Source organism: Streptomyces sp. NPDC090994 (assembly GCF_044768905.1).
Classification (GTDB): domain Bacteria; phylum Actinomycetota; class Actinomycetes; order Streptomycetales; family Streptomycetaceae; genus Streptomyces.
Genome location: NZ_JBIVWS010000007.1, coordinates 347,549 through 363,388, shown reverse-complemented (window position 1 = coordinate 363,388; position 15,840 = coordinate 347,549). Strand labels below are relative to the sequence as shown.

Here is a 15,840-nt window from a genome sequence, read left to right as displayed (position 1 = left end):
GCCCGCCCCCGGTCAGACGGCCGCTGCCAGGGACGACGGTCCGTGGCCGGGCTCGTGCGCGCAGACCTCCCCGGTGTCCCAGCCGGGGAACGGATCGGCTGCGGGCACCGGTTCCCCCTCGGCCAGCAGACAGCCGGCCAGGGCGACCCGCAGCGCCTGGGCCCGCAGGCCGACGCCGATGAAGACCAGCTCCTGGGCGTCCGGCAGCTCGGCGTCGCGCGTGCCGGAGGGCTCGAACCGGGCGACGGAACCGGCCTGCGACCACAGCCCGGTCACGCCTTCGCGGCCCGCCAGGGAGAAGAACCCCTTGGACCGCAGGACACGGCCGTACGCCCCGCTGTCCAGGCCCTCGGTGACGAACTCCCAGAGCCGGCCGGGGTGGAACGGCGCCGCCGACCGGAAGACCAGGGAGGAGATGCCGTACTCCTCGGTCTCCGGCACGTGGTCCCCGTTCAGCTCCCGCACCCAGCCCGGCGCCTGCTGGGCGTGCTCCAGGTCGAACCGCCCGGTCTCCAGGACGTCCCGCGCGTCGACCCGCCCGAGCACCGAAGTGATCAACCGGGCCCGGGGGTTGAGCCGGGTCAGCACCCCGCGCAGCCGGTCGGCTTCGGCGCCGTCCACCAGGTCCAGCTTGTTGAGCACCAGCACGTCCGCGAACTCCACCTGGTCGATCAGCAGATCGCTGACGGTGCGCTCGTCGTCCTCGTACGGGGCCAGCCCGCGCTCGGCCAGGTCGTCACCGCGGTCGAGTTCGGCCAGGAAGTTGGCCGCGTCGACCACGGTGACCATGGTGTCCAGCCGTGCCACGTCGTCCAGGGTGGCGCCGTCGTCGCGGGCGAAGGCGAAGGTGGCCGCCACCGGCATGGGTTCGGAGATGCCGCTGGACTCGATGAGCAGGTAGTCGAAGCGGCCCTCCCGGGCGAGCCGGTCGACCTCGTCGAGCAGGTCGTCCCGCAGGGTGCAGCAGATGCAGCCGTTGGTCATCTCCACCAGCCGCTCCTCGGTCCGGGAGAGCGCGGCCTCGCCGCCGCGCACCAGCGCGGCGTCGATGTTGATCTCACTCATGTCGTTGACGATCACCGCCACGCGCAGGCCCTCGCGATTGGTGAGGACGTGGTTGAGCAGTGTCGTCTTCCCGGCGCCGAGGAAACCCGAGAGCACGGTGACGGGAAGGCGTCGTGACGGCGGCCTCTCAACGGCCATGGAGCGGATCCTTTCGTGGGGGTACGGGGGGAGTGGTGGGAGGTGGTGCTACGGGAGCCGCAGGAGTCCGAGCCGGTACTCCTCGACCTGCGGCAGGCGCTGCCGCGCCAGGCCGGAGAGCATCTCCTGGTAGGGGCCGGGCAGACGGTCGCGCAGGGGTGACGGCAGGGCGGCGACGGTGCACGAGGCGAGCACCTCGGTGCCCGGGAGCCAGGCGGCGACGTCGGCGGGACCGGCACAGGCCCACCGCATCCGCGCCTCGACCTTGCCGAGCGCGTCGTGCTCGTCCTGCGCGCCGACGATGCCGGGGCCGGCGGTGTCCAGGGCCAGCAGGGAGCCAGGGAACCGTTCGGCGATGCCGGCGACGACGCCGCGCACGTCGTCCTCCGTGAGGAACGGCAGGACGGCCTCGGCGGCGAAGAAGTACGGTCCCCCCGACCCGGCGGCGACCGTCCGGGCCCAGGACGGGTCGGTCACGGAGGCGGCGATCGACGTCCGGCGCGCGGTGTCGGCGAAGAACGAACGCCGCAGGTCGGCCACGTCGGGCAGGTCCAGTTCGAACCAGCGCGCCCGGCCGTTGTCGATCCGCTCGTGACGGGTGTTCAGCCCGGCGCCGAGCTCCACCACCGTCCCCTGGGGAGAGCCGGAGAGGAACTCCGACACCCAGTGGTCGAACAGGGCGGTGCGCAGGACCGAACCCACCAGGCTGGGCAGACCGTCGAAGCGGGCGAAGTCGTAGTCGATCGCCGCGACGATCTCCTCGGCCCGAGGATCGCGCAGGGCCGGTTCGGGCTTGCGGTTCTCCACCGCGCGCCCGTACAGCGGGATCAGCAGGGTCTCCTGCACCGTGCCCGGTGACACCTCACGCCGTGCCGTCATGGCCGCCTCCAGAGACTGCGGAGATGAGTGGAACCACGACGCTATATGAAAACGGTGTTCATTGTTAATGGTGTCGCCGGACCTCGGCGGGCCGGCGGCGGGCTGGGCGCCGGATCGCGCCCCGCCGGTGCCGTCGGTGCCCGGTCGCGTTCCCGCCGTCAGGCCGGCTGCCAGATCTCGGCCAGTGCCGACGTGGTGAGCACCTGGCCGGGAGGCCCCTGCCCGACGAGACGTCCGTCGCGCAGCAGCAGGCAGGCGTCCGCCGAGCGGGCGGCCGCCAGATCGTGCGTGGCCTGTACGACCGTCACACCGTCGGCGACGAGTTCCGTCAGCAGCGTCCCGATCCGTTCCCTGGCCTCCGGGTCCAGGCCCGTGGTCGGCTCGTCGAGCAGCAGCAGGTCGGACTCCTGTGCCAACCCCTGGGCGATCAGCGCCCGTTGCCGCTGGCCGCCCGACAGCTCGCCCAGCTGGCGCGCGGCGAGGCCGCCGATGCCGAGCCGGTCGAGCGCGGCGTCCACCGTCGCGTGATCACGCCGGGTCAGCCGGCGCCAGGGGCCGCGCTCGCCCCAGCGGCCCATCTCCACGGTCTGCCGGACGGTGAGCGGCAGGGTGTCGCCGACGGCTCCGCGCTGCGGCACGAAGGCGGGCGGCAGCTCCCCGTGGTGGCGCGCCCTGCCGGATGTCGGGTGGATCACACCGGCGAGCACGCCGAGCAGGGTCGACTTGCCGCTGCCGTTCGGACCGACCAGTGCGGTCATGGCCAACCCCGTTATGTCCGCGCTGAGTTGGCGCAGCACGGGGCGCCCCGGATAGCCGGCGCACAGCTCGGTGAGGCGGACGCGCACGGTCCCCTCCTGGGGCGGGACGGGCGGAGGGCCCGGTTTTTTGAACATGGTTTTCATTGTAGTGTCCTCGCCATGGACTGGTTGACGGCCCCGTTCGAGGTCACCTTCGTGCAGCGCGCCCTGTGGGGCGGGATCCTCGTCTCCGCGATCTGCGCGCTCGCCGGAACCTGGGTGGTGCTCAGGGGGATGGCCTTCCTCGGCGACGCCATGTCCCACGGGCTGCTGCCGGGGGTGGCGCTGGCCGCGCTGCTGGGCGGCAACCTGATGGTCGGCGCGGTGGTGAGCGCGGCCGTGATGACGGCCGGCGTCACCGCGCTCGGACGTACACCCCGGCTCTCCCAGGACACCGGGATCGGGCTGCTGTTCGTCGGCATGCTCTCGCTCGGCGTCATCATCGTGTCGCGGTCGCAGTCCTTCGCGGTGGACCTGACCGGCTTCCTCTTCGGCGACGTGCTCGCCGTCCGCGAGCAGGACCTCTTCCTCCTGGCGGGCGCGCTGCTGGCGGCCCTGGTCGTGTCGGTCCTGGGCCACCGGGCCTTCCTCGCCCTCACGTTCGACTCCCGCAAGGCGCAGACCCTGGGGCTGCGTCCGCGCCTCGCGCACGCCGTGCTGCTCGGTCTGCTGGGCCTGGCGATCGTCGCCTCGTTCCACATCGTCGGCACCCTGCTCGTCCTCGGCCTGCTCATCGCCCCGCCGGCGGCCGCCCTGCCGTGGGCCCGCGGGGTGCGCGGGGTGATGGTCCTGGCCGCGCTCCTCGGCGCCGTCGCCACGTTCGGCGGGCTGCTCCTGTCCTGGCATCTGAGCACCGCCGCCGGAGCGACCGTCTCCGCCCTCGCGGTGAGCCTGTTCTTCCTCTCCCACCTGGCGTCCGGCCTCCGCCACCGCCGCGCGCGTCTCGCCGCCACCCCTGCCCTGTGAAGCCGACCGAAGGAAATCCGAGGCGATCGTCTTGACCGTCCGCACCCTGAACACTGCCGGCGCCGTCCGCAGAAACACCGTCCGCAGAAACGTCAAGCCATGGGCTCCGGCCGCACTGGCGCTCACCGCGCTGCTCGCCACGGGCTGCGGCGGAGAGCAGGACGACGACAGCCGGCCGGCGGCGAGTTCGCCGTCCGCCACCCCGCACGGCTATGTCGAGGGAGCCCAGGAGGCCGCCGAGCAGCAGTCCCGGCTGCTGCTCAACGACCCCGCGAGCGGGAACACCCGGGTCCTCGACCTCATCACCGGCAAGGTGACCGAGACGGACCAGGTGACAGGTGCCGCCCGGCTGGCCACGGACGGCCGGTTCGGCTATCTGCACGCCTCCGGCGCCACGCACGTCGTCGACAGCGGCTCCTGGATGGTGGACCACGGCGACCACGTCCACTACTACCGCGCTGCCGTACGCTACGTCGGCGAACTCCCCGTCGGCGTTGAGGCGCGCATACGCAGCGACATCACCGTCACCGCGGTCACCGGCGAGGACGGCAAGGCCGTCCTGTACGACCGGAGCAAGCTGGAGCAGGGCGAGATCGCGTCCTCCCGCACCCTGCCGGGCACCTACGACGGAGCCGTCGTCCCCTACGCGGAACACCTCCTGGGCTTCACCGGCCCGCGCGGCGCCACGGAACTCGTGGTACTCGACCGCACGGGCAAGCGCGTCGCCGCCCCCGAGGCCGCGTGCGAGGAGCCGCGCGGCGACGCCGTCACCCGGCGCGGCGTGGTGCTGGGCTGCGCCGACGGCGCCCTGCTCGTCCGTGAGGAGAACGGCGCCTTCACCGCCGAGAAGATCGCCTACGACGAGGACGTACCGGCCGCGGAACGCGCCACCGACTTCCGGCAGCGTTCCGGCAGCGACACCCTCACCGCACCCGCCGGCGACGACGCCGTATGGGTCCTGGACGTCACCGAGCGGACCTGGACCCGGGTGGAGACCGGACCCGTCGTCGCCGCCAACACCGCCGGGGAGGGCTCCCCGCTGCTCGTCCTGGAGACCGACGGGGCACTGCACGGCTACGACATCGCCACCGGCAAGCAGACCGCCCGTACCAAGAGCCTGCTGACCGGGAAGCAGCGGGCGGGGGCGGACGACGGCGCTCCGGTGATCGAGGTGGACCGCAGCCGCGCGTACGTCAACGACCCGGACGGCAAGCAGGTGTTCGAGATCGACTACAACGACGGCCTGCGCATCGCCCGCTCCTTCGACCTGGACATCGAGCCGGTCCTCATGGCGGAGACCGGCCGATGAGCCGGGGCGCGACGAAGCGGCGGGTGCGCCTGGGCGCGGCACGGCTGCGCAGCGCGCTGATGGGCCTGCTGGCCCTGGTCACGGCCGCCACCGCCACCGCCTGCGCCACCGGTGACGACCGGCCCGCCATCGTCGTCACCACCAACATCCTCGGCGACGTCACCCGGGAGATCGTCGGTGACGAAGCCGACGTCACCGTCCTGATGAAGCCCAACGCCGACCCGCACTCCTTCGGCCTGTCGGCCGTCCAGGCCGCCGAACTGGAGGGCGCGGACCTCGTCGTCTACAACGGCCTCGGCCTGGAGGAGAACGTACTGCGACACGTGACCGCCGCCCGTGAAGCGGGCGTCGCCACCTTCGCGGCGGGCGAGGCCGCCGACCCCCTCACCTTCAAGGCCGGCGACGACGGCGGCCCCGAGGACGGGGAAGGACAGCCCGACCCGCACTTCTGGACCGACCCGGACCGGGTGCGCAAGGCCGCCGGGCTCATCGCCGACCAGGTGATCGAGCACGTCGACGGGGTGGACGAGGACACCGTCCGCGCCGGCGCCGCCCGCTACGACGAGGAGCTGGCGCACCTCACCACCTGGATGGAGAAGTCCTTCGACCGCGTCCCCGAGGACAAGCGCGCCCTGGTCACCAACCACCACGTCTTCGGCTACCTCGCCGACCGCTTCGGCTTCCGGGTGATCGGCGCGGTCATCCCCAGCGGCACCACGCTCGCCTCACCCAGCTCCTCCGACCTGCGCTCCCTCACCCAGGCGATGGAGGACGCCGGAGTACGCACCGTCTTCGCCGACTCCTCCCAGCCCACCCGGCTGGCCGAGGTCCTGAAGACGGAACTCGGCGGCCAGGTGCGGGTCGTCGAGCTGTACTCCGAGTCGCTGACCGCCAAGGGCGAGGGCGCCGACACCTATCTGCGGATGATGCGCGCCAACACCACCGCCATGACCGACGGCCTGACCGCCGGCACCGCCGGCGACTGACCTCCCACCGACCCGAACGACACCGGCCGACCGGCCGGGACCACCCGACTCCCGCCGCCACACGCGGCCATGGAAGGAACACACCGGTGAACACGACCACACGCAGGAGAGCCCTCACGGGTACGGCACTCGCCCTGGCGGTGTCCACCGTCCTGACCGCCTGCGGCGGGCAGGACTCGGACTCCTCCTCCGACGCCAAGGCCAAGACCGAGGGCACCGCCGGCGCCTCACCCGCCGCGGCGGTCAAGGACCCGCTGGTCGCCACCTTCGACGGCGGCCTCTACATCCTCGACGGCGAGACCCTGGAGCTCGGCAAGACCATCGAGCTGGCCGGCTTCAACCGGGTCAACCCCGCGGGCGACGAGGACCACGTCATCGTCTCCACCGACAGCGGCTTCCGCGTCCTGGACGCCACCGGACAGGCCCTCACCGACATCGAGTACCAGGGTGCCAAGCCCGGCCACGTCGTCCGCCACGCGGGCAAGACGGTGCTGTTCACCGACGGCACCGGCGAGGTCAACGTCTTCGACCCCGCCGACCTCGCCGCCGGCAAGAAGCCCGAGACCCGCACCTACACCTCCGCCGAGGCCCACCACGGCGTCGCCATCGAGCTGGCGAACGGCGAACTCCTCACCACCCTCGGCACCGAGGAGAAGCGCACGGGCGCGCTGGTCCTGGACAAGAACGACAAGGAGATCGACCGCAACGAGAAGTGCCCCGGCGTCCACGGTGAGGCCGCCGCGCGGAACGAGGCCGTCGCCGTCGGCTGCGAGGACGGCGTACTGATCTACAAGGACGGCGAGTTCACCAAGATCGACGCCCCCGACGACTACGGCCGCATCGGCAACCAGGCCGGCAGCGACGCCTCCCCGGTCCTGCTCGGCGACTACAAGACCGACCCGGAGGCCGAACTGGAGCGGCCCACCCGCATCTCCCTCATCGACACCGAGAAGAAGAAGCTGCGCCTGGTCGACCTGGGCACCAGCTACTCCTTCCGCTCACTGGCCCGCGGCCCCGAGGGCGAGGCACTCGTCCTCGGCACGGACGGCGCGATCCACGTGATCGACCCGGCCGACGGCAAGATCGAGAAGAAGATCCCCGTCGTGGCCGAGTGGCAGGAACCGCTGGACTGGCAGCAGGCCCGGCCCACCCTGTTCGTCCGCGGCACCACCGCCTACGTCTCCGAACCCGGCGAGAAGGCCCTGCACGCCGTCGACCTCACGACCGGCAAGAAGATCACCTCCGTGACCCTGCCGGAGAGCACCAACGAGCTGTCGGGGGTCGTCGCGGGCCACTGACCCGGTACGCCCCACGACGCCGCCGCCCCGCACCGTACGGACCGCGGGGCGGCGGCGTCCGCCGTGCTCCCCGAGAACCTGAAGCCGGGGGCCGGGTCCGTGAAGCATCCGTGAACACCCTGTGGGCGTGATGTCGGTGGGGCCGCTTATGCTGCACCAGTTGATCACGCGGGACCAGGGGAGGACGCGGCATGTTCGGCAAGCTGTTCGGCAGGGGCGGGGAGAGACCGGCGGACCCGCACGCCCTTCCCGTTCCGCACAGACAGAAGAACGGGATGTACACGCTGCGCGCCCTCGGCGACCAGCGGGTGCACGCCCTGGTGGAGGCCGCCGAAGCCGGTGACTGGGACGCGGTCAAGACGGCGCTGGCCCCCTTCGACGCCGGCCGTGACCACCAGGTCCTGGGCCAGCTGGCCGACCGGGCCGGTGTGCAGGACTGGATCGGCCGCGCCGTCGAGGAGGAGAAGGACGACGAGCACCGGGCGACGGCCCTGCTGATCTCCGGGAAGCGCCACCTCAGCTGGGGCTGGGAAGCACGCACCAGCGACCGCGCCGTGAACGTCACACAGGAGCAGTGGCGGATCTTCCACGAGCGGCTCCACATCGCCGAGGAGCACTTGTTCGCCGCCGCCGAACTGCGGCCGGACTGGGTCACTCCCTGGCGCAGCCTGCTCACCTCCGGCCGCGGCATGTCGCTCGGCGCCGCCGTCAACGAGACCCGGCGCGACGCCGCCCTGCGCCGCGACCCGCTGGACCTGGAGTGCCACATCGAGTGGGTGTCGCAGTTGCAGCCCCGTTGGGGCGGCGAGCCGGGCGAGGCCCTGGCATACGCCCGCGACGCGCTCGCCCGCACCCCGCAGGGACACCGGCTCGGCTGCGTGATCGCCATCGCGCACATCGAGGACTGGGTCGAGTCGGACAGCGGGGACTGTCTGCAGACCGACGAGATCCGGGCGGAGCTGCGGCAGGCGGCCGACCACAGCATCCTCCACCCTGCCTACGAGCGGCGGCCCGGCTGGCAGTACGACTTCAACCTCTTCGCCATGGCCCTGTCGCTGGCCGACGAACGGCACACGATCCGGCGGGTCTTCCAGACGCTCGACGGCGCCTACACCGACAGCTGGCCCTGGAAGTACCTCGCGGAGCCCGAGAAGCGGTTCGCCCGCCACCACCGCCGCGTCTGACCGCCGGCCGGCCCCGCCCGCCCATCGCCGGCGTCCCGTCGGATCCGGTCCGTTCCGGTCCGCCGCCCTCGGTTGTCCCTGTGGGCGGTGTGCCGATCCCGGTCCGTACGCGGCTCCCGGTCCGGCGTCTGCGCATGCCGCACCCGGTCCGTCCGCCGCGTACGCCGCACCCGGTCCGCCGGTCATCGACGCCACGGCCGGCCCGCACCACCGCCCCCGCCTGCCCATACTCCTGCCCCTGCCCATGCCCCTGCCGACCCTCCCACCCCGGACTGCCCGATGACTCTCCCGGACACCGCCGCGAACGCGGCCGGCGCCGATCACACCTTCCAGGTGGACCTGCGCGGCCTCGTCGACCTCCTCTCCCACCACCTCTACTCCAGCCCCCGCGTCTACCTCCGCGAACTCCTCCAGAACGCGGTGGACGCGCTGACCGCCCGGCACGCGCTCCAACCCGCCGCCGGTGCCGACGCCTTCGGCATCCGCCTGTACGCCGACGGCTCGGTCGTCCGCGTCGAGGACGACGGTGTCGGCCTCACCGACGCCGACGTGCACGCCTTCCTCGCCACCATCGGCCGCAGCAGCAAGCGGGCCGAAGGGATCGCCGAGCAACGCGGCGACTTCATCGGCCAGTTCGGCATCGGTCTGCTCTCCTGCTTCCTGGTCGCCGACGAGATCCACGTCCTGAGCCGTTCCGCCCGCACCCCCGACGCGCCCGCCGTGGAGTGGCGCGGACGCGGCGACGGCAGTTACACCGTCCGCACCCTGCCCGCCTCCGCCCGCCCCCGGCCCGGCACCACCGTCACCCTGACGCCCCGCGCCGACGCGGGGGAGTGGACCCGCCCCGCCCAAGTGCACGCCCTGGCCCGGCACTTCGGCTCCCTGCTGCGCCACCCGGTGACCTTCGACGACGGCACGGCGGGCCCCGACGGCCCCGGCGTGCCCGTCAATCCCGAACCCGCCCCCTGGGAGCGCGCCCACCCCACCCCGGGAGCCCGCTCCCGCGCGCTCGCCGCGTACGGCGAGGAGGTCTTCGGGTTCACCCCGCTGGACACCATCGAACTGGACCTGCCCGCCGTGGGCCTCAAGGGCATCGCCTGCGTGCTGCCCGAGACGGTGCCGGCCGGCCGCCGGCACGGCCACCGCGTGCACGTCAAGGGCATGCTGCTGTCCGAGCAGGCCGACGAAATCCTGCCCGAGTGGGCGTTCTTCGTCCGCTGCGTCGTCGACGCCGAGGGCCTGCGCCCCACCGCCTCCCGCGAGTCCCTGTACGAGGACGACACCCTCGCCGCCGTCCGCGAGGCCCTCGCCGAACGGCTGCGGGAGTGGATCGCCCGCGCCGCCGCCAGCGACCCCGACCTGCTCGGCCGCTTCCTCCGGATCCACCACCTGGCCGTGAAGTCCCTCGCCGTGCACGACGACGAGATCCTGCGGATGCTGCTGCCCTGGCTGCCGTTCGAGACCACCGACGGACACACCACCCTCGACGAGTTCGCCCGCACCCACCGCACCGTCCTCGTCACCTCCAGCGTGGAGGAGTTCCGGCAGATCGCCGCGATCGCCTCGGCCGCCGGACTCGGCGTCGTCAACGGCGGCTACACCTACGACCGCGAACTGGTCCACCGACTCCCCGAGATCCGCCCCGAGGCCACCGTCGCCGACCTCGACCCGGCCACCCTCACCGCCCACCTCGACCCCGTCGACCGGGAGACCGAACTCGCCGCCGCGGCCTACCTCGCCCTCGCCCGCGACGCCCTGGCCGTCTTCGACTGCGACGTCGCCCTGCGCACCTTCCAGCCCGCCTCCGCACCCGCCCTCCTCATGGACAGCCGCGAGGCCCGGCACGAGCGCACCCGCTCCCGGCTCGCCCGCGAGCAGGAAGGCGGCCTGTGGGGCGACATCCTCGGCGCGCTGCGCCAGGAGGCCCCGCGCGCCCAGCTCATCCTCAACCAGCTCAACCCGCTGGTCCGCGCCGCCGTCGCCATCGACGAACCGGAACTGGCCCGCACCAGCGCCGAAGCCCTGTACGGGCAGGCCGCGATGCTGTCCCGGCGCCCGCTCAGGCCCGCCGAGTCGAGCCTCATCAACCGCTCCTTCCTCGACCTTCTCGCCCACGCCCTCCGCAAGGACAGCTGACGATGCCCACCACATCCGCACCCCGGAACACGGACGAGCTGTACCAGGCGCTCCAGGAGAACGACCGGCGCCCCTACGGCCGCACCCGCACCGTCACCGCCGAGGAACTCGCCGACGCGGCCGAGCGGTTCGAGGAGCCCGTACCCCTGATCCACGCGCTGTTCGAACTCCAGGAGGCGTACACCTACGGCTCCGAACCCCGTAAGTCGCCCGTGGTCTTCGCGCGGCTGCTCACCCTCTTCGACGAGCAGCCCGACCTCTTCGACGAGCGGCTGCGCCACCTGCTGTTCTGGCGGTTCAAGTGGGTGGCCCACGCCCTGCGCCAGCTGCCCGAGATCCCCCTGGCCAGCCTGCGCCAGTGGCTCACCGAGATGCGCGACCGCTACGAGAAGGCGGGCCTCGGCCTCCAGCCGTACTACGGCCAGGCCTACCAGCTCGCCGCCCACCTCGGCGAGGACACCGACCTCGCCTACGAGCTGTGGGCGGGCCGCGTCCGCACCCAGCTCAGCGACTGCGAGGCCTGTGAGATCTGCCAGCGCGCCCGCCACCACCTCGCGGCCGGCGACGACGAGCGGGCGCTGCGCGTCTGGGAGCCCGTCCTGGCCGGCCAGGAGTCCTGCCAGGAGGAACCGGCCCGCTCCGTCTCGTACGCGCTGCTGCCCCTGCTGCGCACCGGCCGCACCGACCGGGCCCGCGCCCTGCACCTGGCCGGCTACCGCGGCTGCCGCCGCAACCCCTCGATGTCCGGGGAGGTCGGCCGGCACCTGGAGTTCTGCGCGCTGACCGGCAACGAGGCCCGCGGCCTGGAACTCCTCGCCGAGAACCGCACCCTGTTCGACCAGGTCGACTCGCCGCTGGACCAGCTCGACTTCCTCACCGGCGTCGAGGTCCTCCTCCAGCGCGTCGAGTCCCTCGGCCACGGCGGCCTGCCCGCCACCGGCCCGTCGGGCCGCACCTGGACGGTGGCCGCCCTGCGCACCGAGATCCACGCCCGCGCCGACGACCTCGCCGCCCGCTTCGACACCCGGGGCGGCACCACGGTCCACACCGACCGCCGCGGGGACCGCCTCGCGAGGCAACCGCTCCTGGACGCGCTGGAGCTGACCCTGCGTCCCCGCGCCCTCGACGACGTCGCCCCGGCCGCCCCCGCGGCCCCGCCCGCCGCCCGCCCGGCCTCCGCCGACCAGCCGGAGTCACTCCCCGAACTCATAGTCCAGGCACGGGCGTCGGAGCAGGAAGGGCATCCGGACGCCCGGGCCCGCTGGGCGCGGCTGCGCACCCTCGCAGCCGCCCGCGACTACACCCACCCCGACGACCCGGCCGTGGGCCCGCTGGTCCGGCTCCGCGCCGACCTGCTGTCCGACGAGGCGGGCCTGGCGTCCGAGAAGGACGAGCACGCCCACGCCGCCGCCCTCCACGAGGAGGCCGCGGGGCTGTACGAGGACGCCGGCCGGCCGGGAGACGCGGCGGTCTCGCGCGGCTGCGCCCTGCTCGCCGCCACCCAGATCCCGGGGGAGGACACCGACGCGGACGAGGCGAGGACCGCCGCGCTGACCGCCGCCCACGAGGCGGTCGTCCGCCTGCACGAGCAGACGCCCGGCCTCGCCCCGTACCAGGAGGCCCGGCTGCTGCGGCTGCGGGCGACCGCGCTCGGCCTGCGTCTGCAGACCTCGCACAGCGAGCAGCACATCGCGCCGGTCTTCGCCGAGGTGGACCTGCTGGAGGCGTTCGCCACCCGGCACGACCTCGCCGGGCAGCTCTCCGGCGCCCTGCTGCTGCGGGCCACCACCCACGCCCTCTCCGGCGACCTGCCCGCCGCCGTCACCGGCATCGACGCCCTCCTCGACCGGCTGCGGACCCACGGCCCCGCCTGGCACCTGCCCCGCACGCTCGGCCTGCGCGGCCGGCTCCAGCTCGGCCTGCGCGACGCCGAGGCCGCCCACGCGAACCTGACCGAGGCCCTGCGGCTGGCCGCGGACTGGCCGGCCGGCACGAGCGACACCGCCCGCCTGCACGGCGACCTGGCCGAGACCTGCATGCACCTGGGCCGCCCCGACGAGGCCCTGCGCCACCTGACCCGCTCGGCCGAACTCGACCTGCGCACCGGCAGCCGCACCGACGCGTTCTGCACCTACGCCAACGCCGCGCAGCTCAGCCTCGACCTGGGCCGCGTCGAGGACTGCATCGCCCTGCTGGACTCCCTGCTCGCCGAACCCGACGTCACCGCCGGAGAGCTGGACGACCGGCTGGTGGCCCAACTGCGCCTGACCCGTGCCCGCGCGCTGCACGCGGGGGAGGACCTCAAGGCCGCCACGGCGGAACTCGTCGCCCTCGCGGCCGAGTCGGCCGACTGGGACGACGACCCGGGCAGCCACGCCATGATCGCCGCGGAGACGGCCGTACTCCTCGGTGAGTCCGGCGAGTTCGACCGGGCCCGGCAGGCCGCCGGCCAGGCGCTCGCCGCCCACGCCCGCGCCCCGCGCTACGAGCAGCTCAGCAGCTGCCTGCGGGAACTCGCCCGGCTCCAGGCCCAGCGCCAGGGCCCCGAGGGCCTCGCCGACGCCCGGGCCCACCTCGCCGACGCCGCCCGGGTCGCCGACGAGGCCCGCGCCGCCGGACACGTGCCCCAGGGCCGCTCCCTGGACACCGCCCTGGCCTACGAGCACGGCAGGGTCAACGCCTACGCCGGTGCGTACGAGGACGCCCTCGCGGCCCTGGAGAAGGCCCTCGCCCTGCTCGGCGAGCCGGGACCGGAACCCGACGGGGCCGGCGAGTGGGCCGAGTGCGTCCGGCTCGCGGGCGCCGTCGAGGGCATCTACCTGGAACGTCCCGTCCCGGCCCTGACCCGCCTCGACGCGGCCGTCGCCCGCCTCACCGCGCTGGGCCACACGGAGGAGACCGAACCCCTGACCGCCCTGGCGGCCCGCCTGCGCGACGAGGAATGACCCGGCATCGGGCGGCCCCCTCGGGGGGCCGCCCTCAGGGGCGTGCGGGCAGCCCGGAGCCGTCCACCGTGACCGAGCGCAGCAGCCGGTCCAGATAGGTGTGCAGCCGGCCCGCCATGTCGTACGTGTCCGGGGCGAGCGCCCACTGCAGCTGAAGCCCGTCCATGACGGCCGCCGCCTCCGCGGCGACGCCCTCGCAGTCGGTGCCGGCCCGGAGTTCGCCCCGTTCGACGGCGGCGCGCAGCGGCCGGGCGGAGTGGCCGATGACCGTGCGGTAGCGGCGGGTGAAGAACTCGTGCGCGGGGTGGCCCCGTTCGCCCGCCTCCGCGGCCAGGACGTTGAACATCCTGGTACGGCCGGGCCGCGCCGCGTTGTACGCGGCGAGGTCCACCAGCGTCTCGAACGCCTCGACGGCGGACCGCGCCTCCGTCGCGAAGAACCGGGCGACGTCCTGCTCGTCGCTGTGCCGCAGGACCGAGACGAGCAGGTCCTCCTTGCTGCGGAAGTGGTGCAGCAGACCGCCCTGGGTGATGCCGACGTCCTTCGCGATCCGCGCGAGCGAGGAGGCGTGGAAGCCCCACTGCGCGAAGTGCTCGACGGCCACGTCGAGAATGCGGGCGCGGCGCTCGTCACCCACCGAGTAACTGCCGCGAACCGCGGTTCTGCGGGGCCTCGGGTCCTGAGTTCGGTCCATTCCTTCACCCTAGTCCGCGTCCGGGCAAGCCCTTCGAGGGTGTGATTCAAGCCACGCGTGAAAACATAGTACCTACTCGGTTTGTGCGCTTACCGTGAGGATGTCGGACGGCGAGGAAGCCGTCCCCCTCCCCACTGGAGAGCCGCCATGGCTGTCATCCCCGACGCCGCGCCGGACGCCGAGTCCCCCGCTCCGGCCCTGTCCGCGCCGCCCCAGCCCGTTCCCGGAACGCTTGTTTTCGGCCTCGCCTTCGCCCAGTTCGGCGTCATGCTCTCGCTGCTGACGCCGGTGATGGTCACCCTCGCGCTACGGGTCGCGCAGATCGTCCCGGCGGACGACCGGGGCGCCGCCCTCGGCCAGGTCCTCTCCCTCGGCGCGATCCTCGCGATGATCGGCAACCCGGTCTTCGGCTCCCTGTCCGACCGCACCCGCGGCCGCTTCGGACGCCGCCGTCCCTGGCTGGTCGGCGGCATGGCGGCCGCGTTCCTCGGGCTGCTCGTGGTCGCCCTCGGCGGCAGCGTTCCGGTCCTCATGCTGGGCTGGGCACTGGCCCAGCTCGGCGGCAACGCGGCCCTGTCCGCGGTCGTCGCCGGCGTCCCCGACCTGGTGCCCGAGCAGCAGCGCGGCAAGGTCTCCGGCATCATCGGCATGATGACCTCGCTGGCGATGGTCGCCGGCACCGTGCTGGCCAACGTCTTCGACGACAACCTCGCGCTGGCCTTCGTCGTGCCGGCCGCCGTCGGACTCGCCGGGGTGAGCTACCTCGCCTCCGTGATGAAGGACCGCCCCGCCACCCCGGGCGCCTTCGCGCCGTACGGTCTCCGCGAGTTCCTGCGCTCCTTCTGGGTCAACCCGAAGCGGCACCCGGACTTCGCCTGGAACTTCGCCGGCCGCTTCCTGGTCTTCGTCGGCACCTCCTGCGTCACCAGCTACCAGGTGTACTTCCTGATGGACCGCCTCGGGTACGGCGAGGACGAGGTCTCCGGCAAGGTCCTGATCGGCACGGTCGCCATGGTCGCGGCGGTCGTCGCCGGCTCGCTCCTCGGCGGCACCCTCTCCGACCGCTCGGGCCGCCGCAAGCCCTACGTCCTCGGCTCCTCGCTCATCCTCGCGCTCGGCCTGTTCCTCGTCGCGACGGCGTACTCCTTCCCGCTCTACGTCCTCGCCATGGTCGTCTTCGGCTTCGGCGAGGGCCTCTACCTCTCGGTCGACGTCGCCCTCGCGGCGGCCGTCCTGCCCGATCCCGAGGAAGCCGCCAAGGACATGGGTGTCCTCAACATCGGCAACGCCCTCCCGCAGTCCCTCGTGCCGATCATGGCTCCGGCCCTGCTCGCCCTCGGCGGCGGCGGGAACTACGGCGCCCTCTTCCTCTTCGGCGGCGTCGCGTGCGTGCTCGGCGCGCTCGCCGTCCAGTTCATCCGCAGCGTCAAGTGAGGCAGTCCG

General features: G+C 73.3%; 12 protein-coding genes. 8 read left to right on the top strand and 4 right to left on the bottom strand.

All coding sequences use genetic code 11. From position 1 onward, the window contains the following. Nucleotides 1–12 precede the first annotated feature (12 nt). From ACIQR3_RS18665 to aztA, 3 genes are all read right to left on the bottom strand, one after another. Nucleotides 13–1,203 (bottom strand): GTP-binding protein, encoded by a 1,191-nt coding sequence (locus ACIQR3_RS18665; RefSeq protein ID WP_403539995.1) that lies wholly within the window; start codon nucleotides 1,201–1,203, stop codon nucleotides 13–15. A gap of 48 nt (nucleotides 1,204–1,251) precedes the next feature. Next, entirely contained in the window at nucleotides 1,252–2,082 is an 831-nt protein-coding gene (locus ACIQR3_RS18660) for a class I SAM-dependent methyltransferase (RefSeq protein ID WP_403539992.1), read from the bottom strand. Nucleotides 2,083–2,240: 158 nt separating this feature from the next. After that, nucleotides 2,241–2,984: a zinc ABC transporter ATP-binding protein AztA gene (gene aztA, locus ACIQR3_RS18655; RefSeq protein WP_403539990.1), complete on the bottom strand. Its 744-nt coding sequence runs from the start codon at nucleotides 2,982–2,984 to the stop codon at nucleotides 2,241–2,243. 15 nt (nucleotides 2,985–2,999) lie between these two features. On the opposite strand from aztA, the gene aztB reads away from it, so the two are divergent. From aztB to ACIQR3_RS18620, 7 genes are all read left to right on the top strand, one after another. Continuing rightward, nucleotides 3,000–3,845: a zinc ABC transporter permease AztB gene (gene aztB / locus ACIQR3_RS18650; RefSeq protein ID WP_403539987.1), complete on the top strand. Its 846-nt coding sequence runs from the start codon at nucleotides 3,000–3,002 to the stop codon at nucleotides 3,843–3,845. A 31-nt stretch (nucleotides 3,846–3,876) separates the two neighbouring features. Beyond that, complete coding sequence (locus tag ACIQR3_RS18645; RefSeq protein ID WP_403539985.1) at nucleotides 3,877–5,154, top strand: hypothetical protein; 1,278 nt, start codon at nucleotides 3,877–3,879, stop codon at nucleotides 5,152–5,154. Continuing rightward, nucleotides 5,151–6,140 carry a zinc ABC transporter substrate-binding protein AztC gene (gene aztC / locus ACIQR3_RS18640; protein WP_403539982.1) on the top strand — a complete coding sequence of 330 codons (990 nt, stop codon included), beginning with the start codon at nucleotides 5,151–5,153 and terminating at the stop codon, nucleotides 6,138–6,140. The genes ACIQR3_RS18645 and aztC overlap by 4 nt, the downstream gene beginning before the upstream one ends. Before the next feature lie 86 nt (nucleotides 6,141–6,226). Then, nucleotides 6,227–7,438, top strand: a complete 1,212-nt coding sequence (gene aztD / locus ACIQR3_RS18635) for a zinc metallochaperone AztD (RefSeq protein ID WP_403539979.1) — start codon at nucleotides 6,227–6,229, stop codon at nucleotides 7,436–7,438. A 191-nt stretch (nucleotides 7,439–7,629) separates the two neighbouring features. Further along, nucleotides 7,630–8,622: a hypothetical protein gene (locus tag ACIQR3_RS18630; RefSeq protein ID WP_403539977.1), complete on the top strand. Its 993-nt coding sequence runs from the start codon at nucleotides 7,630–7,632 to the stop codon at nucleotides 8,620–8,622. A gap of 279 nt (nucleotides 8,623–8,901) precedes the next feature. Continuing rightward, nucleotides 8,902–10,758: an HSP90 family protein gene (locus ACIQR3_RS18625; RefSeq protein ID WP_403539975.1), complete on the top strand. Its 1,857-nt coding sequence runs from the start codon at nucleotides 8,902–8,904 to the stop codon at nucleotides 10,756–10,758. Between the two features lie 2 nt (nucleotides 10,759–10,760). Continuing rightward, entirely contained in the window at nucleotides 10,761–13,703 is a 2,943-nt protein-coding gene (locus ACIQR3_RS18620) for a hypothetical protein (protein ID WP_403539973.1), read from the top strand. A gap of 34 nt (nucleotides 13,704–13,737) precedes the next feature. Here ACIQR3_RS18620 and ACIQR3_RS18615 read toward each other — a convergent pair whose 3' ends face one another. Beyond that, nucleotides 13,738–14,397: a TetR/AcrR family transcriptional regulator gene (locus tag ACIQR3_RS18615; RefSeq protein WP_403539970.1), complete on the bottom strand. Its 660-nt coding sequence runs from the start codon at nucleotides 14,395–14,397 to the stop codon at nucleotides 13,738–13,740. A gap of 147 nt (nucleotides 14,398–14,544) precedes the next feature. On the opposite strand from ACIQR3_RS18615, the gene ACIQR3_RS18610 reads away from it, so the two are divergent. Beyond that, nucleotides 14,545–15,831, top strand: coding sequence for an MFS transporter (locus tag ACIQR3_RS18610; RefSeq protein WP_403539968.1), 1,287 nt, complete (start codon nucleotides 14,545–14,547; stop codon nucleotides 15,829–15,831). Nucleotides 15,832–15,840 lie beyond the last annotated feature (9 nt).